This window comes from Pseudomonas sp. PSE14 (assembly GCF_029203285.1).
Taxonomy (GTDB): domain Bacteria; phylum Pseudomonadota; class Gammaproteobacteria; order Pseudomonadales; family Pseudomonadaceae; genus Pseudomonas.
This window is the reverse complement of sequence record NZ_CP115669.1, coordinates 2,981,687-3,004,442: the sequence shown is the minus strand read 5'-3', so window position 1 is coordinate 3,004,442 and position 22,756 is coordinate 2,981,687. Positions and strand designations below refer to the sequence as shown.

At 67.7% G+C, this 22,756-nt stretch carries 17 protein-coding genes; 11 read left to right on the top strand and 6 right to left on the bottom strand.

Going from position 1 to position 22,756, the window contains the following annotated elements:
* The first annotated feature begins 5 nt into the window (after positions 1-5).
* Positions 6-1,370 (top strand): DUF1329 domain-containing protein, encoded by a 1,365-nt coding sequence (locus tag O6P39_RS13785; protein ID WP_275607072.1) that lies wholly within the window; start codon positions 6-8, stop codon positions 1,368-1,370.
* 150 nt (positions 1,371-1,520) lie between these two features.
* Positions 1,521-3,935, top strand: a complete 2,415-nt coding sequence (locus O6P39_RS13780) for a LuxR C-terminal-related transcriptional regulator (RefSeq protein ID WP_275607071.1) — start codon at positions 1,521-1,523, stop codon at positions 3,933-3,935.
* Here the strand turns inward: O6P39_RS13780 and O6P39_RS13775 are convergent.
* On the bottom strand, positions 3,915-4,829 hold the full coding sequence (locus O6P39_RS13775) for a LysR substrate-binding domain-containing protein (RefSeq protein WP_275607070.1): 915 nt from the start codon (positions 4,827-4,829) through the stop codon (positions 3,915-3,917). The genes O6P39_RS13780 and O6P39_RS13775 overlap by 21 nt on opposite strands.
* Before the next feature lie 117 nt (positions 4,830-4,946).
* On the opposite strand from O6P39_RS13775, the gene O6P39_RS13770 reads away from it, so the two are divergent.
* The 5 genes from O6P39_RS13770 to O6P39_RS13750 all read left to right on the top strand — a co-directional run bounded on the left by O6P39_RS13770 (position 4,947) and on the right by O6P39_RS13750 (position 10,459).
* Positions 4,947-5,774 (top strand): MaoC family dehydratase N-terminal domain-containing protein, encoded by an 828-nt coding sequence (locus O6P39_RS13770; protein WP_275607069.1) that lies wholly within the window; start codon positions 4,947-4,949, stop codon positions 5,772-5,774.
* Between the two features lie 48 nt (positions 5,775-5,822).
* Positions 5,823-6,983: an acyl-CoA dehydrogenase family protein gene (locus O6P39_RS13765; RefSeq protein ID WP_275607068.1), complete on the top strand. Its 1,161-nt coding sequence runs from the start codon at positions 5,823-5,825 to the stop codon at positions 6,981-6,983.
* A 28-nt stretch (positions 6,984-7,011) separates the two neighbouring features.
* Positions 7,012-8,361, top strand: coding sequence for an MmgE/PrpD family protein (locus tag O6P39_RS13760; protein WP_275607067.1), 1,350 nt, complete (start codon positions 7,012-7,014; stop codon positions 8,359-8,361).
* A gap of 77 nt (positions 8,362-8,438) precedes the next feature.
* Entirely contained in the window at positions 8,439-9,629 is a 1,191-nt protein-coding gene (locus O6P39_RS13755; RefSeq protein ID WP_275607066.1) for a CaiB/BaiF CoA-transferase family protein, read from the top strand.
* Positions 9,630-9,640: 11 nt separating this feature from the next.
* The gene (locus tag O6P39_RS13750; protein ID WP_275611949.1) at positions 9,641-10,459 is read left to right on the top strand and encodes a CoA ester lyase; all 819 of its coding nucleotides are present in this window, start codon (positions 9,641-9,643) and stop codon (positions 10,457-10,459) included.
* A gap of 84 nt (positions 10,460-10,543) precedes the next feature.
* On the opposite strand, the gene O6P39_RS13745 is transcribed toward O6P39_RS13750, so the two are convergent.
* The 4 genes from O6P39_RS13745 to O6P39_RS13730 form a co-directional block, all read right to left on the bottom strand.
* A complete protein-coding gene (locus tag O6P39_RS13745) occupies positions 10,544-11,374 on the bottom strand; it encodes an SDR family NAD(P)-dependent oxidoreductase (protein WP_275607065.1) in 831 nt (276 codons plus the stop codon).
* A 49-nt stretch (positions 11,375-11,423) separates the two neighbouring features.
* On the bottom strand, positions 11,424-12,611 hold the full coding sequence (locus tag O6P39_RS13740) for a lipid-transfer protein (RefSeq protein ID WP_275607064.1): 1,188 nt from the start codon (positions 12,609-12,611) through the stop codon (positions 11,424-11,426).
* Between the two features lie 74 nt (positions 12,612-12,685).
* A complete protein-coding gene (locus O6P39_RS13735) occupies positions 12,686-13,810 on the bottom strand; it encodes an acyl-CoA dehydrogenase family protein (RefSeq protein ID WP_275607063.1) in 1,125 nt (374 codons plus the stop codon).
* A complete protein-coding gene (locus O6P39_RS13730) occupies positions 13,807-14,949 on the bottom strand; it encodes an acyl-CoA dehydrogenase family protein (RefSeq protein WP_275607062.1) in 1,143 nt (380 codons plus the stop codon). Before O6P39_RS13730 ends, O6P39_RS13735 begins: the two co-directional genes overlap by 4 nt.
* A gap of 133 nt (positions 14,950-15,082) precedes the next feature.
* Here O6P39_RS13730 and O6P39_RS13725 point away from each other — a divergent pair, with 133 nt between their 5' ends.
* Positions 15,083-15,868: an enoyl-CoA hydratase/isomerase family protein gene (locus O6P39_RS13725; RefSeq protein WP_275611865.1), complete on the top strand. Its 786-nt coding sequence runs from the start codon at positions 15,083-15,085 to the stop codon at positions 15,866-15,868.
* Between the two features lie 14 nt (positions 15,869-15,882).
* Entirely contained in the window at positions 15,883-16,515 is a 633-nt protein-coding gene (locus O6P39_RS13720; RefSeq protein WP_275611864.1) for a TetR/AcrR family transcriptional regulator, read from the top strand.
* 415 nt (positions 16,516-16,930) lie between these two features.
* On the opposite strand, the gene O6P39_RS13715 is transcribed toward O6P39_RS13720, so the two are convergent.
* The gene (locus O6P39_RS13715; protein ID WP_275611863.1) at positions 16,931-19,618 is read right to left on the bottom strand and encodes a LuxR C-terminal-related transcriptional regulator; all 2,688 of its coding nucleotides are present in this window, start codon (positions 19,616-19,618) and stop codon (positions 16,931-16,933) included.
* A gap of 283 nt (positions 19,619-19,901) precedes the next feature.
* On the opposite strand from O6P39_RS13715, the gene O6P39_RS13710 reads away from it, so the two are divergent.
* Both O6P39_RS13710 and O6P39_RS13705 read left to right on the top strand, forming a co-directional pair.
* Complete coding sequence (locus tag O6P39_RS13710) at positions 19,902-21,011, top strand: CaiB/BaiF CoA-transferase family protein (protein ID WP_345774673.1); 1,110 nt, start codon at positions 19,902-19,904, stop codon at positions 21,009-21,011.
* Positions 21,012-21,049: 38 nt separating this feature from the next.
* A complete protein-coding gene (locus tag O6P39_RS13705; protein ID WP_275611861.1) occupies positions 21,050-22,738 on the top strand; it encodes a GMC family oxidoreductase N-terminal domain-containing protein in 1,689 nt (562 codons plus the stop codon).
* Positions 22,739-22,756 lie beyond the last annotated feature (18 nt).

Genomic DNA, 22,756 nt, shown 5'->3' with positions numbered 1-22,756 from the left:
ACAGCATGCACATGATGAATTTGATGAAGGGCACGATCCTGGGTCTGAGCCTCCTGGCGAGCTCGGTACACGCCGCAGTTTCGACTGAGGAAGCGGCCAAGCTCGGCGCCACCCTGACGCCGCTGGGCGGCGAGAAGGCGGGCAACGCCGACGGCAGCATCCCGGCCTGGACCGGCGGCCTGAAGCCGGGCGCGGCAGCGGTGGAGAATGGCTTCCTCAGCGATCCGTTCCCCGATGACAAGCCGCTGTTCGTGATCACCGCCGCCACGGCGGAGAAGTACAAGGACAAGCTGAGCAACGGCCAGATGGCCATGTTCAAGCGCTATCCGGACACTTACCGCATTCCGGTGTACGTGACCCGCCGTACCGCCTCCAGCCCGCAGTCGATCTACGACGCGGTGAAGGTCAGCGCGCTGAATACCGAGGAAGTGGACGGCGGCAATGGCCTGGCCAATTTCAAGGGGCGCAATTATGCCTTCCCGATTCCCAAGAACGGCGTTGAAATCGTCTGGAACCACATGACCCGTTACCGCGGCCCCAACCAGCGCCGCCTGAGCGCGCAGGCCACGCCGCAGACCAACGGCTCGTTCACGGCGGTGGAGTTCGAGGAAGACCTTGGCTACCCGCAGCTGATCAAGGATGCCGATCCGAAGCAGACCGAGAACGTGCTGTTCCTCTACAAGCAGCGGGTCACCGCGCCGGCGCGCCTGGCAGGTAACGTGCTGCTGGTCCACGAGACCATCGACCAGGTCAAGGAACCCCGTCTGGCCTGGGTCTACAACGCTGGCCAGCGCCGCGTCCGCCGGGCTCCCCAGGTGGCCTACGACGGTCCCGGCACCGCCGCCGACGGCCTGCGCACCTCCGATGACGCGGACATGTACAACGGCGCACCGGACCGCTACGACTGGAAGCTCGTGGGCAAGAAGGAAATGTACGTTCCCTACAACAACTACCGGCTGTGGTCGCCCAAGCTCAAGTACGCCGACATCCTTCAGGCCGGTCACATCAACCCCGACCTGGCGCGCTACGAGCTGCACCGGGTGTGGGAAGTGGTCGCCACCCTGAAGCCTAACCAGCGGCACATCTACGCTACCCGTCGCTTCTACTTCGACGAGGACACCTGGCAGGCCGTGGAGTCCGAGGCCTATGACGGACGCGGCCAGCTCTGGCGCGTCGGCGAAGGCTTCGCGGTGAACGACTACCAGCAAGGCACGGCAGTCTACGCGGTGAATGCGCTCAATGACCTGATCGCCGGCCGCTACCTGGCGATGGCGATGATCAACGAGTCGCGGCGCGGCATCGATTACACCGCGCAGCCAAGCATGACCGACTTCACACCAGCGGCCCTGCGCAACGCCGGTATCCGCTAAGCCCCACGGCGCCGTCTGCCGGTAAGGGGCGGCGCCATACCTCGGACTAGTCCTCTCGGCTAGTCCGAACGACCGATTGTTCCCCGCCATTGCCGAATGCTCTGCTGACACCCAGACGCAGCACGAATTACAACGAAAACGGGTGTCGCCATGTCCAGTTTCTCCGCCATTGCCGCCGGTGCGCCGGTGTCCTTGCCTGCCACGCAACTGCCGCGCGAGCCGCTGCTGCTAGCTCTGCTGGAATCTCCTCGCCGCCTGAACCTGCTCTGCGCTCCCGCCGGTTACGGCAAGAGTGCGCTGGCCCGTGCCGCGCTGGAGCGCCTGCCGGCCAGTTGTGCACGAATCTGGTTGGATTGTGCCGGTCAGCGGCTGGAAGTGGCGGCCGCATGCGCCCGGATCGCCAAGAGCCTGGGCCTGCAGGAGGCAGACCCGACCAGCGTGCTGCTGGCCTTGCAGTTGCGGCGGCAACCGCTGTGGCTGGTCCTGGACGACTATCCGCAAGACCCCGACGCGGACCTCGACGCCTGGCTCCAGCGCCTGCTGAGCCTCAGCGAAACACCGCTTTACCTGCTGGTCAGCTGTCGCCAGCGCCCGCAATGGAATCTCTCGCGCCTGCTGCTCGACGAGCGCCTGTGCGAGCTGGGCATCGCGCAGCTGGCGTTCAGCCGCGAGGAAAGCGACACGCTGGCGTTGGCTCAGGGGTACGACGCGGACTGCCGCGAGCGTTTGTGGGCCGCCACCCAGGGCTGGTGCGCCGGCGTGCGCCTGCTGCTCAGCGCACGCGACGGCGTGCATGCGCCGGGTGAAGTGGCGTCCTGGCTGCGCTCGTACCTGTCGCAGGAGCTGCTTGGCCGCCTCGACGCAGAGACTGGCGACATGCTCTGCGGCCTGGCCTACCTGCCGCGCTTCAACCGGGAAATCTGTGCCGGCCTTTGGGAGGAGGGGGGCGGTGAGCGCTTCGACCAGCTGCGCCACGGCCAGGGGTTCTTCCTTGCGCTGGATGGCGAAGCCACTTGTTTCCGCCTGCCACCGCTGGTCGCCAAGGCACTGCAGGGCCACCTGCAGGGGCCGGCGCTGACCCGCCTGCGCCTGCGCGCCTGCAACGTGCTGAGCCAGGCCGGCTGGCTGAACGAGGCGATCGAGCTGGCGCTGGGCGCTGGCCAGCCGGAAGTCGCCGCCAGCTACATGGACCGCCTGGACATGGACTGGCTGTTCGCCGGCGACCACCTGCGACTGCTGCTGGATTGGCGCGAAAAGCTCCCCGCCGCACTGATGGAAAGCACTCCCCGACTGATCTGCCTGAACGCCCGTGCGCTGCTGTTCAGCTGGCGTCTGGACGAGGCGGAGGCCTGCATCGAGCGCCTCAGCGACTTCCTGCCGCAAGCCCAGGCCGCGCGCAACCGCCGCCTGCTGGCCAACTGGCTGGCCCTGCGGGGCGCGCTGGACGGCATGCGCGGGCGCCTGGATGACGCGCGCGAACGCTGCAGTGCCGCCCTGCAAGAGCTCGACCCGAGCGACTGGCGCTCGGTGCTGTTATGCCAGACCACCCTGGCGCGCCTGGACATGGCCGGGGGCCAGCCGCAGGCAGCGCGACGCACGCTACAGGACGCGCTGGAACTGGCGCGCCGCCGTGGCTGCCTGGCCAGTGAAGTGCTGCTCGACTGCGACCGCATCCGCCTGGCCCTGCTCGGCGGCGAGGTGGGGCAGGCCCGGACGCTGCTGGACGCCTGCTGCGAGCGCGTCGCGGCGACCAGTCAGGAACACGGGTTGCTGATCGGGCGCCTGGCCTTCCTGCGTGGCGAGCTGCTGCTGATCCAGGGCGACATGGCCGGCGCCGAAGCCGTCCTCGAAGGCGGCGTGGCGCAGGCTCGCGCCTGCGCCGATCCGTGCATCCTGCATGGCCTGATCGGTCTCGCCGAAGTCGCCTCGCGAGGTGGCGATGCACTGGGCGCCGATCGCAGGATGGAGGAAGCCGAACGCTGCATGCATCGTTGGCGGGTGCAGCCGGTTTGCTATGCGCTGCCGCTGCAGGGCCTGCGGTTGCGCCTGCTGGCGCGCCAGGGGCAGTGGCAGCGCCTGCATCAGGAAGGCCAGGCGCTGGCTGCGCAGAAAGCGGTGCCGCCGCTACACACGCCGTCGCTGCCGCAGCGCCTGCGTTATCTGCTGGCGCTCGCCGAGGCCGGCTGCGGCAACCCGGAGGTGGCATGCGAACGTCTGCGCCGGCTACAGGAGGAGTGCCAGTGCCTGGAACTTCATGGCCTGGCGCGCGAAGCGCAGCACGCGCTGGAGCGCTTGGCCGGCAGCCTGCCGATCGAGCAGCTTTCCGGCCTGCTGCCGGCGGGGCCAGGCGGTACGCCCGATGGCTCCGGGCACGGCCTCACCGCACGCGAGGTGGCGGTGTTGCGGCTGCTGGCCGAGGGCCTGTCGAACCAGGAGATCGGCAACAGCCTGTTCATTTCCCTGAATACCGTGAAGACGCACACCAAGAAGATCAACGTGAAACTCGGGGTGCGCCGGCGCACCCAGGCCATCGTCCGTGCCAAGTCACTGGGGTTGCTCGGTTGAGCGACCGTCGCCGGTCTGCCGCAGCAGGTCCACCAGCGCCCGGGCACAGCCGGGCAGGGCCTCGCGGTCACGCAGCAGCACGCTGCGTTCGCGTACCACCCAGGGCTCGTCCAGGGCGAGGATCTGCAGGTTCATGGTGCGGCTGTGGCGACGCGCCGCCGTCTCCGGGATCACCCCAATGCCCACCCCGGCCTCGATCATCCGGCAGATGGCTTCGAAACTGGCCACCTGGATGCGCAGGTTGAGGTTGCCGCCGACGCGCTCCACCTGCTCGCGCAGGAAGCTTTGCAGGGTGCTGCCTTCATGCAGGCCGATGTGGGCGAAGTCCAGGGTGTCAGCCAGGGTGAGCCGGCGCAGCCGGCCCAGTGGATGCCCCGGTGGCACCGCCAGGACCAGTCGGTCGGTGCTGAAGTGCACCACCTGCAGCCCCTCGGCGCGCACCGGTCCGGCGACGATGCCAAGGTCGGCCGAGCCGTCGAGGATGGCGCGGACGATATCGCGGTTGAGGCGTTCCTGGAGGTCGACGCTGACGCCAGGGCGCACGGCGAGGAAGCCCGCCAGCAGCTCGGGCAGGAACTCGGTGACCGCCGTGGTGTTGGCGAAGATGCGGATGTGCCCGACCTGGTCCCCGCCCTGTTCGCTGAAGTCGTCCTTCAGGTGCTCCACCTGGCGCAGGATCAGCCGCGCATGCTGCAGCAGCCGCTGGCCCGCCGGGGTCAGTTCGACGCCACGGTTGTCGCGGTACAGCAGGCGGCAGTCGAGCTGACCTTCGAGGGCCTTGATCCGCGCGCTCGCGGCGGCCGCCGAGAGGTGCGCACGGCGGGCGCCCTGGGTCAGGCTGGGGGCTTCGGCGATATGGACGAAGAGGCGCAGGTCGGCGAGATCGAAATGCATGGGCGGCCCTGAAATTGGCGTTCGGATTTGCTTAACACTGGATTATGAAAATGCAGATTCTCGGAACGCAAGAGGCACTGCATGCTGCATGAAATTTTCAACACGGAGAGCCCTGCGATGAGCGATTCCCCCTATACCGCCTGGATCGGTCGTAGCCAGGAGCGCCACGAGGAACTGAGCGAGGTGCTGGTCCGTCGCCTCGCCGCCACGCTCGGCGAGGCGGCTCCAGGAACCGGCGAAGCACTGCCACCGTTGTGGCAGTGGGCATTCTTCCAGGATGCCGAGCCCGAATCCGGCCTGGGCGCCGACGGACACCCGGCGCGCGGTGGATTCCTGCCGCCGGCGGACGGGCGCAACCGCATGTGGGCCGGTGGCCGCCTGGAGTTCCATGCGCCACTCTGCGTAGGCCGCAAGGCCAGCCGGCTGACCACCATCCTCAAGGTCGAGGAGAAGCATGGGCGTACCGGCTCGCTGCTGTTCGTCACCCTGCGCCACGACTACCTGCAGGACGATCACCTGGCGATTCGCGAGGAGCAGGACATCGTCTACCGCGAACCGACGCCGCCCAAGCTCGCCAGCGGCGAAGCCCTGCCGTCCGGCGCCTGGCGCGAGGCCATGGAGCCCTCGCCGGTACTGCTGTTCCGTTACTCGGCGGTGACCTTCAACGGCCACCGCATCCATTACGACTGGCCCTATGTCACCGAAACCGAGGGCTATCCGGGGCTGGTGGTGCACGGCCCGCTGATTGCCACCCTGAACCTGAGCGCCTTCTGCCGCGCCAACCCGCAGGCACGCCTGCGGCGCTTCGCCTTCCGTGGGTTGCGCCCGCTGGTCTGCCCGGAAGCCTTCGAGCTCGGCGGGCGCCTGCTCGCGCCGGGCAAGGCCGAGGTATGGGCCGGCAATGGCGCCGGCATCGCCCAGAGCGGCGAAGTGGAATTCGACTGAAACCTGACGCGGCCGCATGGCGACCGCCCGACGTACCGAGGACATCGCATGAGCAGTACCCCCGAAGAAATCCAGGCCATCCGCGACGGCGTGCGCGCCCTTTGCGCGGAGTTCCCCGCCGAATACTGGCGCAGGATCGACGACGAGAAGGGCTTCCCCGAGGCCTTCGTCAGCGCCATGACCGAAGCCGGCTGGCTGTCGGCGATGATCCCCGAGGAATACGGCGGCTCCGGCCTTGGCCTGGCCGAAGCCTCGGTGATCCTCGAGGAAGTGAACCGCTGCGGCGGCAACTCCGGGACCATCCACGGGCAGATGTACAACATGTTCACCCTGCTGCGTAACGGCAGCGAGGAGCAGAAGGCCTACTACCTGCCCAAGCTGGCCAGTGGCGAGTTGCGCCTGCAATCCATGGGCGTGACCGAGCCCACCACCGGCACCGACACCACCAAGATCAAGACCACCGCCGTGCGCCAGGGCGACAAGTACGTGATCAATGGCCAGAAAGTGTGGATCTCGCGCATCCAGCACTCCGACCTGATGATCCTGCTGGCCCGCACCACGCCGCTGGCCGAGGTGAAGAAGAAGGCCGAGGGCATGTCGATCTTCCTGGTCGACCTGCGCGAAGCCATCGGCAACGGCCTGACCGTGCAGCCTATCGCCAACATGGTCAACCACGAGACCAACGAGCTGTTCTTCGACAACCTGGAAATCCCCGCCAGCAGCCTGATCGGCGAGGAGGGCAAGGGCTTCCGCTACATCCTCGACGGCCTCAACGCCGAGCGCACCCTGATTGCCGCCGAGTGCATCGGCGATGGCCGCTGGTTCATCGAGAAGGCCAGCCAGTATGCCCGCGATCGCGTGGTATTCGGCCGCCCCATTGGGCAGAACCAGGGGGTGCAGTTCCCCATCGCCGAAGCGCACATCGAAGTGGAAGCCGCCGACCTGATGCGCTGGAAGGCCTGCGCGGACTACGACGCCGGTCGCAATGCTGGGGCCGCGGCAAACATGGCCAAGTACCTGGCGGCCAAGGCCAGCTGGGAGGCGGCCAATGCCTGCCTGCAGACCCACGGTGGCTTCGGCTTCGCCTGCGAGTACGACGTCGAGCGCAAGTTCCGCGAGACGCGCCTCTACCAGGTGGCGCCCATCTCCACCAACCTGATCCTGTCCTACGTGGCCGAGCACCTGCTCGAACTGCCGCGTTCCTTCTGATGCCGGCGTGCCCGAGAGCGAGAACACCATGAACAATACCCACGCCCTGGCCGAGTTCCTTGCCGGCCTGCGCTTTGAGGACCTGCCGCAGGCAGTGGTCGAGCGCACCGAAGACCTGTTCCTCGACTGGCTGGGTTCGGCCCTGGCCAGCCAGGGTCGTCACCCGATCCCGCTGTTCCAGCGCTACGCCCGCCAGATGGGCCCGGCGGACGGCAACAGCCGCATCCTCGTCGATGGCACCAGCAGCAGCGCCTATTTCGCCTCCCTGGTGAACGGCGCCAGCTCCCACCTGGTGGAGCAGGACGACCTGCACAACAGCTCCGTGCTGCACCCGGCTACCGTAGTCTTCCCGGCGGCCCTGGCCGCCGCCCAGGATCTGGGCAAGTCCGGCCGCGAGCTGATCCTTGCCAGCGTCGCCGGCTACGAGGCCGGTATCCGCATCGGCGAATTCCTCGGTCGCTCGCACTACCGCATCTTCCACACCACTGCCACGGTCGGCACCCTGGCCGCAGCGGTGGCAGTGGGCAAGCTGCTGGGCTTCGACAGCCGCCAGTTCGTGCATTGCCTGGGCAGCGCCGGGACCCAGGCTGCCGGGCTCTGGGAATTCCTGCGCGACGCCGCCGACTCCAAGCAGTTGCACACTGCCAAGGCCGCCGCCGATGGCCTGCTGGCCGCCTACCTGACCGCCGAGGGTCTGACCGGTGCGCAGAACATCCTTGAAGGCGAGCAGGGCATGGCCGCCGGGATGTCCAGCGACGCCGACCCTCGCTGGTTGGTGGACGGTCTGGGCACGCGCTGGGCGTTGGCCGAAACCTCCTTCAAGTTCCACGCCTCCTGCCGCCATACGCACCCGGCCGCCGACGCGCTGCTCGCGTTGATGCAGCGCGAAGGCCTGGGTCATGAAGACATCGCACATGTCACCACTCGCGTGCACCAGGGCGCCATCGACGTGCTCGGTCGCGTGGTGGTGCCGCAGAGCGTGCACCAGGCGAAGTTCTCCATGGGCACCGTGCTGGGCCTGATCGCGGTGCACGGCAAGGCCGGGCTGGTGGAGTTCGAGGAGTTCGCCCTGCAGGACGCGCGCGTCGCGGCCTTCCGCGACAAGGTCTCCATGCAGCTCGACCCCGAGGTCGACGGCGCCTACCCGCAACGCTGGCTGGGCCGGGTCGAGGTGCTGGCCACCGACGGCCGCCGTCTCGAAGGAGCCATCGATGAGCCCAAGGGCGACCCGGGCAACACGCTGACCCGCGGGGAACTCGAGGACAAGTTCCGCCGCCTGCTGACCTTCGCCGGCGCTCGTGGCGACGCCGAGGCTACGCGGCTGATCGACGCCACCTGGCGCCTGCATGGACTCCAGCAGGTCAACGTCTTCGCCTGAGTTCGTCCCGGGCGGCGATGCCGCCCGGATCTTCCGAATCATCGTGCCGGCCAATGGCCCGGCGCCTGGAGTTGTCCATGAGTTCGCGTCCCCTTGACGGGATCACCGTCATCAGCCTGGAACACGCCATCGCCGCGCCGTTCTGTACCCGCCAACTGGCCGACCTCGGCGCGCGGGTGATCAAGGTCGAACGCCCCGGCGTCGGCGACTTCGCCCGTGGCTACGACGAACGCGTGCGCGGCATGGCCTCGCACTTCGTCTGGACCAATCGCTCCAAGGAAAGCCTGGCCCTGGACCTCAAGCAGGAGCCGGCGCAAGCCGTGCTGGAGCAGTTGCTGGAGCGTGCCGACGTACTGGTGCAGAACCTCGCGCCGGGCGCCGCCGCGCGCATGGGGTTGTCGTTCGAGGCCCTGCACGAACGCTTTCCGCGACTGATCGTCTGCGACATTTCCGGCTATGGCGAGGGCGGACCTTACGAGCAGAAGAAGGCCTATGACCTGCTGATCCAGAGTGAAAGCGGCTTCCTCTCGGTCACCGGTGGTCCCGGTGCCGACGGAATGGCCAAGGCCGGCTGCTCCATCGCGGACATCTCCGCCGGCATGTACGCCTACAGCGGCATCCTCTCGGCACTGCTGCTGCGCGGACGCACGGGGCAGGGCAGCCGGGTCGAGGTGTCCATGCTGGAGAGCATGGCCGAGTGGATGGGCTTCCCGATGTACTACGCCTTCGAGGGCCAGAACCCGCCGCCGCGCGCCGGCGCCGCCCACGCCACCATCTATCCCTACGGCCCGTTCCCGGTGGGCGATGGTGGCAGCGTGATGCTCGGCGTGCAGAACGAACGTGAGTGGAAAGCCTTCTGTGACATCGTGCTGCAGCGGCCGGAACTGGCCGACGATGTCCGCTTCACCGCCACCAGCCTGCGGGTCGCCAACCGCGATGCATTGCGCGCGCTGATCGTCGAGGCCTTCGCCGGCCTGACGGCGGAGCAGGTGGTCGAGCGTCTCGAACAGGCGCAGATCGCCAATGCCCATGTCAACGACATGCGCGGCCTGTGGCAGCACCCGCAGCTTGCCGCTCGCGACGGCTGGCGCGAGATCGACAGTCCGGTCGGCCGTTTGCCGGCGTTGTTGCCGCCCGCTCGAAGCAGCGCCTTCGCCGCGCGCATGGACCCGGTGCCGGCCCTTGGCGAGCACACCGACAGTCTGCTGCAGGAACTGGGCTATACCGCCAGTGACATCCAGCGCCTGCATGAGCAGGGTGCGGCATGAACCAGGAGAACCTGATGAATTCGATTGTCCGAACCGCCCTGTTCGTACCCGGCAGTCGCCCGGAGCGCTTTGCCAAGGCCCTGGCCTGTGGCGCGGACGCGGTGATCATCGACCTTGAGGATGCCGTGGAGTCCGCGCTCAAGGCCAAGGCGCGGGACAATCTGGCGGCGTTCCTTGCCGCCGAGCCGGCCGCGCGGGTGTTGGTGCGGGTGAATGCCGCCGGCGATCCCGAGCAGGCCGCCGACCTCGAACTTTGCGGGCGTCTGCCGGGCGTCGCCGGCATTCTTCTGCCCAAGGCCGAGCGTGCCGCCCAGGTCCGCGTGGCGGTGGCCTGCGGCAAGCCGGTCTGGCCCCTGATCGAGAGTGCGCGGGGGCTGCTCGCGCTGGGGGAAATCGCCGCCTGTGAAGGCGTGGAGCGCCTGACCTTCGGCGGGCTCGACCTCGCCCTGGACATCGGCATGAGCAATGGCACACCGGCCGCCGACAGCGTCTACGACCAGGTGCGCCTGAGCCTGTTGCTGCACTCCCGGGTCAACGACCTGCAGCCGCCACTGGATACGGTCTACCCGGCGTTCGACGACGCCGAAGGGTTGGCGGCGACCATTCGCCATGGTCGCGATCTCGGTCTGGTGGGCGCGCTGTGCATCCATCCGAAGCAGGTCGGTGTCGTCCATGCGGCGCTGGCGCCCAGTGCCGAGGAGCTTGACTGGGCCCGGCGCGTACTGCAGGCCGCGCAGGGTGGTGCGGCGGCGTTCCAGGTCGATGGGCAGATGGTCGACGCTCCGGTGCTGGGGCGGGCCCGGCGCCTGCTGGCCAACGCTGGCGGCTGATTCGCCGTTCGCGCTGGCCGGCCCGGCGCGCCCGATCCGGGACGCGCCGGGTGGCGCAAGCCTATCGACTAGACCGGCGACCGGTCAGAAGCCGCCTCGGCCGCCACCGCAGATGATGGTTTGCCCGGAAACGAAGTTGGATTCGGGAATGCAGAACATGAACACCGATCCGGCGGCTTCCTCTGCGGTTCCGAAGCGACCCAGCGGCGTGTCGCGATAGACCGCGGCAATGCGATCGGGGTGTACGCCGACCTTGATGTCGCGACCTTCCACGGCCACAGTCTTTTCTTCGGTGGTCGGCTGGGTGAGCCGAGTCTCGATGGCGCCAAAGGCAACGCAGTTCACATTGATGTTCATGCGCCCCCATTCCTTGGCCATGGTCTTGGTCAGGCCCATGATGCCGGCCTTGGCCGCGGCGTAATTGATCTGGCCGGCGTTGCCCTGGGTGCCGGAAACGGAAGAAATGTTGACCACCTTGCGGTACACCACTTCGCCCGCTTCGGCCTCGGCCCTGGAGGCTTCGCGGAAGTAGGGGTAGGCCGCTTTCAACAGCAGGAATGGAGCTTTCAGGTGGCAGTCGACGACCGCATCCCACTGCTCTTCCGACATCTTCTGGATCACGTTGTCCCAGGTGAAACCGGCGTTGTTGATGATGATGTCGAGACGGCCGAAGGTATCCAGGGCAGTTTTCACGCAGCGCTCGCCGAAGTCCGCGGCTGTCACGTTGCCACAACAGGCGACCGCCTCGCCGCCGAGGGCGCGGATCTCCGCGACCACCTCGTCGGCCGGCTCCTGGTCGAGGTCATTGATCACGACCTTCGCCCCTTCACTGACGAATTTCAGCGCGATGGCGCGGCCGATGCCTCGACCGGAACCAGTAACGATGGCGACTTTGCCTGAGAGTTTCTTGCTCACGGGATTCTCCTGGGTAAAAAGGCCGTGATCGACACGGCCGTGCTATGGGTCAGTTCTTGCCGAACAGGGTGACGACGCAGGCGCCGCCCAGGCCGAGGTTGTGCTGCAGGGCGATGTTCAGCCCTTCGACCTGGCGCGCCCCGGCGCTGCCGCGCAGCTGGTGGGTCAGCTCGTAGCACTGCGCGAGGCCCGTGGCGCCCAGCGGGTGGCCTTTGGACAGGAGGCCGCCGGAGGGATTGGTGACCACACGCCCACCGTAGGTGTTGTCGCCGTCGAGGATGAACTTCTCCGCGCCGCCGATCGGGCACAGGCCAAGGGCCTCATAAGTGAGCAGTTCGTTGTGCGCGAAACAGTCGTGCAGTTCGACTGCGCGGATGTCCTTGGGCCCATAGCCGGATTCCTCGTAGACCTTTTGCGCCGCGGCCTGGGCCATGTGGAAACCGACATAGCTGATCATTGACGGTGGATCGAAGGACTCGACCGGGTCGGTGGTCAGCGCCTGGGCGAGGATCGCCACGTCGCTGCGCAGGCCATGCTTCTTCGCGAAGGCCTCGGAGCAGACGATCGCTGCAGCGGCGCCGCAGGTGGGCGGGCAGGCCATCAGGCGGGTCATCACGCCCGGCCACATGACCTGGTCGTTCAGGACGTCTTCGGTGGTGACCACCTTGCGGAATAGCGCCAGCGGGTTGTTGGCCGCGTGGCGACTGGCCTTGGCGCGGATCGCCGCGAAGGTCGACAGCTGGGTGCCGTACTTGAGCATGTGTTCGCGGCCGGCGCCGCCGAAAGTGCGCAGGGTGCCCGGCAAGTCGCCGGCGTCACTGGTCAGCGTATCGACGATGGGCAGGAAACGCTCGCGGGTCACCGGACGGTCGTCCCAGTTGGACTTGAGCGCGCCCGGACGCATCTGTTCGAAGCCCAGCGCCAGCACGCAGTCGGCCTGGCCGCTTTGTACCGCCGCCCGCGCGAGGTACAGCGCGGTCGAGCCGGTGGAGCAGTTGTTGTTGACGTTGACGATCGGAATGCCGCTGCGACCCACTTCGTAGATGGCGGTCTGACCGCAGGTGGAGTCGCCGTAGACATAGCCGGCGAAGGCCATCTGCACCTTGTCGTACTCGATGCCGGCATCCTTGAGCGCCAGGCGCAACGCCTCGGCGCCCATCTCGGTGTAGCTGGGGCTCGCGCCCGGCTTGGTGAAGGGGATCATGCCGACGCCGGCCACGATGACTTTATCGCTCATGGGGAAAGGCTCCTGTGCGGAATGCCCGCTGGGCTTGGGAAAGCGGAGCGCCTCGGGGCGCTCCGGAGAATGGTTCAGAGGCTGCGTTCGCAGAGGCCGTTCCAGAAGCCGGCGGAGCCGGCGTCTATCGCCGCTTCGCCGAGCTGGAGGGCCCATTGGCTGTCGCTGCCGAATTCGTCGCGCCAGGACCACAGCCGGCGGGTCGCCTGGTGCAGGCTGTGCTCGCGGGTGAAGCCGATGGCGCCGAACACCTGGTGCGCCACCGAGCAGGCCAGGGTCGCCGCTTCACCGGCGCAGACCTTGGCCACCGCGACGTCGAACCGCAGGCGGTGGGCGCCGCCGGGCTCGCCGGCAAATGCCGCGTCGGCGCTGTCCAGGGCCACCTGGCAGGCCATGCGCGCGGCGCCGATGGCCCCGGCCAGTTGCGCCAGGTATTGCTGCAGGGCCTGCTGGCGGCCAATGGGCTTGCCGAACTGGACTCGCTGGTTGGCGTACTCCACGGTCTTGTCCAGGGTCGCTTCCAGAGCGCCCCAGAGCATGCAGGCACGCGCCAGGGCGCCGAGGGTCCAGAGTGGCGCGTCGATTTCGCCGAGCGGTTGTGGCGCCAGCGCTGCGATCTCGGCGCCTTCGAAGTGCAGGCGGTCGAGAGGTTCGGCGGCGAAATTGCTGCCCCTATCCAGGCGGATCGCCGCCTGCCGCAGGTCGACCAACGCCAGTTGCCGGTCCAGACTGCTGACCACCAGCCAGCGGCAGTCGCGGGCCCATGGCACGCGCGCGAGAACGCCGTTCAGACGCTGGCTGTCAGGGCACAACCGCAATTCGCCGTGGCGACCGGTCTCGGCAATGGTCAGCGGACCGTCTGGCAGCGCCAGCCCGGCGCGGTCCAGCAAGGCCCCGGCCAGCATGCTTTCCGCCAGCGGCAACGGCGCCTGCCAGTAGCCGATGGCCCGCAGCAACGGGCCGATTTCGCTCCAGCGGGCGCCGCTGCCACCGGCGCTTTCGCCGACCAGTGCGGCAGGCAGACCCTGTTCGGCCACGCGCTGCCAGAGTTCGGGGTCATGGTCGCCGGCCTCGAAGGCTGCCAGGTGTTCGGCGTCGATCAGGTCGGCGAACAGGCCCTCGACGCTGTCAGCGATCAGGCGTTGCAGTTCGGACGGCTCGCCAGCGGCGGCCTCCGGTTTCACGGGAGTCGGATTCATCGCAGTCCAAGGCCTCTGGCAATGATGCCGCGGAGGATTTCGCGGGTGCCGCCGCGCAGGGAGAAAGAGGGCGCCACCTGGGTGACGTAGCGCATCACCTGTTCCAGGTTGGAGCCGGGTTCGCAACGGCCGCCGAACAGGTCGTGGGCAAGGTCCGGCAGCGACTGTTCCAGCAGCGCCCCTTGGTCCTTGACCAGCGCCGCCGCGACCGCCGGGTTGTCGCCACGGGCGAGCATGCCGGCGATGCCCAGGGACATCTGCCGCAATGCCGCGTAGCGCGCGACCACGCGGCCCAACCCGATGCTCTGGTGGCTGTCGCCCTGGGCGGCGGCGTCGAGCATTTCCAGGTACAGCTGGGTGCTGCTCAGGTAGCGCTCCGGGCCGCTGCGCTCCAGGGCCAGCTCCGCGCCGACCTGACGCCAGCCATCACCGGGCTGGCCGATGACGAAGTCGTTGGGCACGAAGACGTCCTCGAGGAAGACCTCGTTGAAGTCGTGTTCGCCGAGTAGGTTGTAGATCGGCCGCACCGTCACGCCGGGCGAGCTCATGTCGATCAGCAACTGGGACAGTCCGGCATGCCGGTTCGCTTCGTCGCGCGGTGCGGTGCGTAGCAGGGTCACCATGTACTGGCAGCGTTGCGCACCGGTGGTCCACACCTTGCTGCCGTTGACGATCCAGCCGCCGGTGGTCTTCACCGCGCGGGTGCGCACCGCCGCCAGGTCCGAGCCGACGTCCGGCTCGCTCATGCCGATACCGATGTAGATTTCACCGCGCGCGATACCGGGGCAGATGCGCGGTGCCAGCACTTCAGGGGAGAAGCGCATCAGCAGTGGCCCACTCTGGCGCTCGGCGATCCAGTGGGCGTTCACCGGCGCGCCGGCGGCGAGCAGTTCCTCCAGCACCACGTAGCGCTCCAGGGCGCTGCGCTCGTGGCCGCCGTAGCGCCGCGGCCAGGTCATGCCGAGCCAGCCGCGCTCGCCCAGCCTGCGGCTGAAGGCGGGGCAGGCGCCGTTCCAGTTCTTGGCGCGCTCCGCCGGCGGCATATCCTGCAACGCCTCGGCGAGGAAGGTGCGAACCTGCTGGCGCAGTACCTCGCAGTCGGCATCCAGGCGGCAGGGACGTATGTCGAGTGCCTGCATCGTTGTCGTACTCCAGAAGAGGGGAGATGTATCTTCATTAAACTTGCTTGTTAGCAAGCAAGTAAATAACCTATCAGCAACTTTCATATCCGGGCAAGCTGTGTCCGGTCGTTACATCGTCGAGGAGAGCAAGATGCCAGTGACGCCAGGATTCACCCCGGGGCGCGGTCTGTCCCTGGAGTTGCAGGGCCATATCGCCGTGCTGGAGTTCAGCCGCCCGCCCTACAACTATTTCGACAAGGAGCTGATCGAGGACCTGGCCGCCGCCTTCGATTACCTCGATAACCTGGAGCAATGCCGGGTCACCGTGCTGCAGGCGCAGGGCAAGGTGTTCTGCGCCGGCGCCGACTTCTCCGGCGATGAACAGCGCGACCCGGAGTTCCCGCGACGCCTGTATCGCTTCGCGGTGCGGCTGTTCCGCGTGCGCAAGCCGGTGATCTGCGTGGTGGAGGGCGCGGCCGTCGGCGGTGGACTGGGCCTTGCGCTGTTCGCCGACTTCCGCGTGACCAGCGAACGGGCGCGCTTCTCGGCGAACTTCAATCGCCTGGGCATTCATCCCGGTTTCGGTCTTTCCGTCACACTGCCGCGCCTGCTCGGCCAGCAGCAGGCGGCCCTGCTGCTGGCAACCGGGCGTCGTATCGATGGTGCCGAAGCAGTGCGCATCGGGCTGGCCGACGTACTTGCGCCGGCCGGCGAGGAACGGCAAGCTGCGCTCGCCCTGGCGCGCGAGATCGCCCTGTGCGCGCCGCTGTCGCTGATGTCGACCCGGGAAACCCTGCGCCAGGGGCTGGCCGAGCAGGTCGAACGGGCGGTCGAGCGCGAGGCCGACGAGCAGGCTTGGCAGATCCGCAGCGATGACTTCGCCGAGGGCACCCTGGCCATGGCCGAACGGCGCGAGCCACGATTCACGGGCAGATGAGGTAGTTTTCCCCCATGCAAACCCCCGCAGCGAAACCGGCGCCGCAGCGGCGCACCCAGCAGGAGCGCCGCAGCGAAGCCGAGCAACGCATGCTCGAGGCGGCACGGCGCATCGTGGCGCGCAAGGGCTGGGCCGGCATGACCCTGGCCGAGGTGGGTATCGAGGCGGGCTACAGCCGTGGCCTGGCGACCCATCATTTCGGCACCAAGGCCGAGCTGTTGCGAGCCCTGGCGGGGCACGCCAATGCCTGCTTCATGGACCAGGTGCGCGCTGCGCCGCGCTTCGCTCGTGGCCTGCAGACGCTGATCGGCTTCGTGGGCGTCTATCTTTCGCCGGACGAGGACGAGTGGCTGAACAACCGCTGCCTGCTGGCACTGATGGCCGAGGCGGTGACCGAGGATTCGGACACCGCCGAAGTGCTCGGCGAGTACAACGCGCAGGTGGTCGACTATCTGGCCGGGCAGGTCCGGCATGGCATCGAGAAGGGCGAGATCCGCGCGCAGATCGACCCGGCCGCCGGGGCCGCGCTGGTCCTGGGTGCCATGCGCGGGGTGATGTTGCAGTACCTGCTCAACCCGGCGCACATTGACCTGGCGCTGGTCCGTCGCCAGTTGCAGGATTTCGTCGGTGCTGCGCTAGGCAACTGATCGGCTTCACACCAGGGCCGCGTGGTGTCGGGCCTTTCGCGGATAAGATCCGCTCCTACAAGATCAAGGGCCCCTCACCCTAACCCTCTCCCGCAAGCGGGAGAGGGGACTATTCGGTGCAGGATGAAACCGTAGTGTCAGCCGGCACGGACGGCTCCCTCTCCCTGAGGGAGAGGGCTGGGGTGAGGGGGAAGCGCAGGCAGGGATTAACCCGGTAGAAGACAGTTGCTCCTACGAGAGCAGCGATGGGAACGCAGGGCGCATGACGTTCTGCGTCATACGCCGTTTGACTTTGGTTCCGGCCAGACGGACTTCAAGCTGAGCATCTGTCTTCAGGCTCGGCCAATGCGCCAACTGATGGACCTGGCGTATCGGTGTACAACCGCGAACGGTTGTACACCCTACGACAGCGGCCTCAATCCAGTAGTCCCCGCGCCCGCGCAATTGCCACCGCTTCGGTTCGTCCCTGCGCCCCCAGCTTGGCGTTGATGTTGCGCAGGTGCGATTTCACGGTGAATTCGGAGAGGAACATCTTCTCGGCGATCACCTTGTTCCGATGGCCGGCGGCCAGCAGGCGGATTACCTGGATCTCGCGGCTGGTCAGGGCGTCACCGCCGGCCCCCGCTGCCGTGCCCGCCGTCTGGGTTTCGCCGGTGCCGGCGAAGCGTTGCAGCAGGGTCGCCAGGAAGCGCGGTTCGATGCCCAGGGCGCGGCTCTGCGCCTGGCAGGGTACGGCCCAGCGTTGCAGCAGGGCGCCCAGGCTCTGGCCTTCGTCGAGGAAGGTTCGCAGGAAGCCTTCGTGACTGGCGAAACGCAGTGCCTCGGTCAGTTCTTCGAACGCTGCCTCGCTCCGGCCAAGGCCGTCCAGCGCAAGGGCATGGAGCAGGCGCAGCTTGAGTTCGCGGCGATGCTGCTGACGCTGTTGGGCGGTGGCCATGGCTTCACTCAGCAGCCGCTCCGGCTCGGCGTAGTCACCCTGGGCGATGCGCAGGCGCAGGCGGGCGATACTCGGTGTGTCGACGTTGTTGCCGTTGAACAGGATGCCAGGGCGCTCCCAGTCGCCGTGCAGCTCGGCGTAGCGCAGCGACTGCGCGGCCGCGTCCAGGCGGTTCTCCAGGGTGGCGATGCGTGCGCGCTCCAGCCAGGCCGAGCAGATCGCCCGCGCCGAGCCGGCCTGTTGGCCGATCTGTTCCAGGTCGGCCAGATGGCGCAGCCAGCTGTCGCGGTCGCCGTGCAGCAGGGCGATGCGTGCCAGCAGCACGTGGGAGGAGATCAGCGAATCCGGCGGGCTGCTTTCCTTGGCGGTGGGCAGCACTTCGCCGAGCAGTTGTGCCACTTCTTCCAGTGCATCGGTTTCGTAGAGCGCCGTGGACAGCGTGATTTCCAGCGACGGGCGCCCGGCCAGGACTTTCTCCACTCCGCCTTCTGATTGCCGCTGCGCGGCCGCCTGGAGGCGCGCCACGGCATTGCCCAGGCGGCCCTGGATCATGTCCAGCACGCCTTCGATGCAACTGGCGACGCTGCCCATGGACTCGGTGCGGCTTTGCGAGCAGCGCAGGATGGCCCGCGACAGCAGGCGCCGCGCCTCCTCGTAGCGGCCGGTGGAAACCAGGCTGTAGGCCAGGGAGTTGGCGATCACGCCGTACTGGAATTGTTCGTCGTCAGGTATGCGCTGGATATGGGCGAGGCCCGCCTCGCAGCATTCCTCGACCTGGTCGGTGAGCGCCAGCAGCAGGCAGCGGATGGTCTCCGCTTCCAGCGCTACCGGCTGTTCGCCGTCGGCCGTATCGCGCTTGAGCAGGCCGATGCTGCGCAGGGCGTCGGCGTAGCGGCGGTGCAGGGCGAGGGTCCAGGAATAGCCCAGACACAGGGTCGGGTAGTCCTTGAGCACCTCGGCGGGTATCTGGTCCAGCCAGCGCAGCAGCAGGCGCGAGCGGCCGACGTCCATGAAGTCGGCGATATGCCGGGCCAGGTGGCGGGTGGCATCCTCGCGGGCGCCGGCGCGCAACAGATGGTCGATGGCCGGCACCGGACGTTGCTGGGCCAGGTACCACTGCGCCGCGGTACGGTGCAGTTCGATGGCTCGGCCCGGCTGGCGGCGTTCCAGGGCATCGCGCAGGTAACTGGAGAACAGGCTGTGGTAGCGGAACCACTGGTGCTCGTTGTCCGCCGGGAAGATGAACAGGTTGGCGCGTTCCAGATAGGCGAGCATGGCCTGCCCGTTGCCCTGGCCGGTGACGGCGTCGCACAGCGGCGCGCTGAGCTGGTCGAGCACGCTGGTCTGCAGGAGAAAGTCGCGGCATTCGTCATTCTGCCGGGCGAGGATGTCTTCGGCCAGGTATTCGGCCAGCTCCAGGTTGCTGCCGGAGAAGCTGGCGACGAACGCCGCGTGGTCGGTCCGACCTTGCAGTGACAGGCTCGCCAGGTAGATGGCGGTGATCCAGCCCTCGGTGCAGCGGTGCAGGGTGGCGATCTCGTTGTCGCGCAGCGGCAACTGGCGTTTGTCGCGGATGAAGCGGGTCGCCTCTTCGATGGAGAAGCGCAGCGCGGCAGGGTTTATCTCCAGCAGTTGGCCGCGGGCGCGGATGCGGCCCAGGCCGATGTCCGGCGTCGCCCGCGAAGCAATCAGCAGTACGCCGCAGGAGGGCAGGGCGTCGATCAGTTGCTGGACGAAGCTGAGCACCGCCGGGTTGTGCACGGCCTCGAACTCGTCGAACAGCAGGGCGAAGGGCAGGGTGCGGTCGGACAACTCTTCCAGCAGGTCCTGCATCGCTTGCGTGCGCCCCGGCTCCTCGATGGGCGCGGCACCGTCCAGCTGGCGCAGGCCGGTGGACAGGTGTGCGACGAAGCGCAGCAGGTCGTTGTCGGCGGCGTCGAGGTTGAGCCAGAGCGCCTGGCGGCCGGTGGCCAGGCAGCGCTCGCGGTACTGCTGCAGCAGGGTGGTCTTGCCGAAACCAGCGGCGGCACGGACGAGGATCAGGCGCGCGGCATCGGCCTGTTCCATCTGGTCCAGCAGGTGCTGTCGGAGCAGGTGGGTACTGGCAGCCACAGGTACGGCGAACTTGCTCGCCAGGATGCGCGGCGGATGGACTTGGGCAGACATGATGACTCCGCTGGCCGGTCGGTTGGCGGCTCTGGGGCGCCACCTCCGGCTTATTTGTTGTTCTCAAGTACGGCATCTTGCCACGGGCGGCGCAAGAGACGCAGTCGTCCATTCGAACTAAGCGAAGTTTGAGGCACGCCAGTCGCCCGAAGAACTAGCCGGGACTTTCGTCCCTTCGAACCATTGTTGGCTGATGGCGCGCCGCTACGCTGGGTAGCCGCCGGATGATCCGGTGATTGCGCAGCCAGACAGGAGCGATGCGATGGCGGGCCCGCTGACGGGAATGAAGTTAATCGAAATGGTTGGCCTGGGGCCCGCGCCGTTCTGCGCCATGCTGCTGGCCGACATGGGCGCCGAGGTCATCCGCGTGCAACGCCCCGGCCAGGCCTTGGGCGAGCGAGCGCGCTTCGACGTGCTTAGCCGTGGCCGCCGCGCCATATCCCTGGACCTGCGCCAGGCCGAAGGCGTCGAAACCCTGCTGCAACTGGTGGAAGGCACCGATGCCCTGATCGAGGGTTTCCGCCCCGGTGTGATGGAGCGCCTCGGCCTGGGTCCGGAGCCGTGCCTGCAGCGCAATCCGAAACTGGTCTACGGCCGCATGACCGGCTGGGGCCAGGAGGGTCCGCTGGCCCAGGCTGCGGGCCATGACATCAACTACATCGCCCTGGCCGGCGCGCTGCACGCCATCGGCCGGCCCGGCGAGAAGCCAGTGGTGCCGCATAACTACATCGGTGACTTCGGTGGTGGTGGCATGCTGCTCGCCTTCGGGCTGCTCTGCGCGCTGCTGGAAGCAAGGCAGTCCGGGCACGGCCAGGTGGTGGATGCGGCCATGACCGACGGCACCGCGCTGCTCTCGGCCATGATGTACGGCTTCCGCGCCGCCGGCCGGCTCAGTGACGAGCGTGGCGTCAGCCTGCTCGATGGTGGTGCGCATTTCTACGACACCTACCAGTGCGCCGACGGCCAGTACATCGCCCTGGGCGCCATCGAGCCGCAGTTCTATGCCGAGCTGCTGCAGCGCTGCGGCATCGACGATCCGCACTTCCAGCAGCAGATGGACAAGCGCCAGTGGCCGGAACTCAAGGCGAAGCTCACCGCGTTGTTCCTCCAGCGCAGCCGCGCCCAATGGTGCGAGCTGCTGGAAGGAAGCGATGCCTGCTTTGCCCCGGTGCTGGACTGGGCCGAGGCCGCCGAACACCCGCACAACCGAGCGCGCGGTACCTACCTGGAACTCGGTGGTGTGCTCCAGCCCGCGCCGGCTCCGCGCTTCAGCCGCACGCCGGCGGCAACCCCGACCCTGCCTCAGGGTGAGCCGCAGAGCGAAGCCGTGCTGCGTGACTGGGGCGTGCCGGACGCGCGCATTGCCAGTTTGAAGAGCGCCGGAATCATCTGACCCGCGCCCCGTCCTCAACAACAAGAAAGGTGAAAAAGATGGAACGGCTATTCGATTACATCGTGGTCGGCGCGGGCTCGGCCGGATGCGCCGTGGCGAGCCGCCTGGCGGACGCCGGCTGCACGGTGGCGCTGCTGGAAACCGGCGGCCATGATCACCACGGCAAGGTCACGGTGCCAGTGGGCCTGGCACTGACCATCCCGCGCAAGTGTGACTACAACTACGCCTACGAAAGCACCGCACAGCCGAGCCTGGCCGGGCGCGCGAGTTACCTCCCGCGCGGCCGGGGACTGGGCGGCAGCTCGTCGATCAACGGCATGCTGTACCTGCGCGGCACTCCGTCGGACTACGACGGCTGGGCGCGCCTGGGTTGCGAGGGCTGGAGCTGGAAGGAGGTGCTGCCGTACTTCAAGCGCGCCGAGAACAACGAGCGCGTCGCCGGCCGTGATGACGAACTGCACGGCGGCAGCGGCCCGCTGCATGTGACCGATCCCCGTTCGCCGTGCTCCTGGGCGCGGCACTTCATCGAGGCGGCGGCTACTGCCGGCCACCCGTACAACCACGACTTCAACGGACCGCGGCAGGAGGGGGTAGGGTACTTCCAGGTCACCCAGTTCAACGGCGAGCGCTGGAACGCGGCGCGTGCCTACCTGCACCGCGGCAAGGCCGACGATGCGGCGCACAGTGGCGGCCGCGCCAACCTGCATGTGCTTACGGGCACCCGGGCATTGCGCATCCTGTTTCAGGACAAGCGGGCAACCGGCGTGCTGGTGGAGCGAGAGGGCAAGGAACTGGCGCTGCACGCGTCGCAGGAAGTGATCGTCTGCGCCGGCTCCCTGATATCACCACAGCTGCTGATGGTCTCCGGAGTCGGCCCGGCCGCGCATCTGCGCCAGATGGGCATCACCCCGCTGCACGATGCGCCCGAGGTAGGGCAGAACCTGCAGGAACACCCGGACCTGATCCTGCACAAGCGCATCTTCAGCACCGACCTGTTCGGCGTGACCGTTCGCGGTGCGCTCAGCTACCTGTGGCAGTGGCGCAAGTACAAGCGCGAGCGCGGTGGCCTGTTCACCCGCACCTTCACCGAGGCCGGCGCCTTCCTCAAGACTGATCCCGCCCTGGCGGATCCGGACATCCAGTTGCACTTCGTGATGTCCTCCGGCGACAACCATGGGCGCACCTTCCACTACGGCAGCGGCTATTCCGTCCATGTCTGCGTGCTGCGTCCGCACAGTCGCGGGCAGATCCGCCTGGCCAGCGCCGACATGCGCGATGCCCCGCAGATCGAGCTGAACCTGCTGAAGGACGAGCGCGACATGGCCACCATGCTCAAGGGCGTCAAGCTGGTGCACGAGATACTCGAACAGCCGGTGCTCGCGCGCTTCGGTGGACGGCCGCTGTTCCATGGTCACCTGAAGTTCGACGGCAGCGACGACGAGGCGGTCAAGCAAATGATCCGCGAGCATTGCGACAACGTTTACCACCCGGTGGGTAGTTGCCGGATGGGCGGCGACGAGCACTCGGTGGTCGACCCGCAGCTGCGTGTGCGGGGTGTGCAGGGGCTGCGGGTGGCGGATGCTTCGGTAATCCCGCTGCAGGTGGGCGGCAACACCAACGCGCCGACCATCATGATCGGCGAGAAGTGCGCCGATCTGGTGCTGGCCGACCGGACCAGCATGGAGCCGGGCCGCGCGGCTTCGCTGGGGGAAGTGCTGGCGAGCTGAGACAGGGTTGTACGGGGG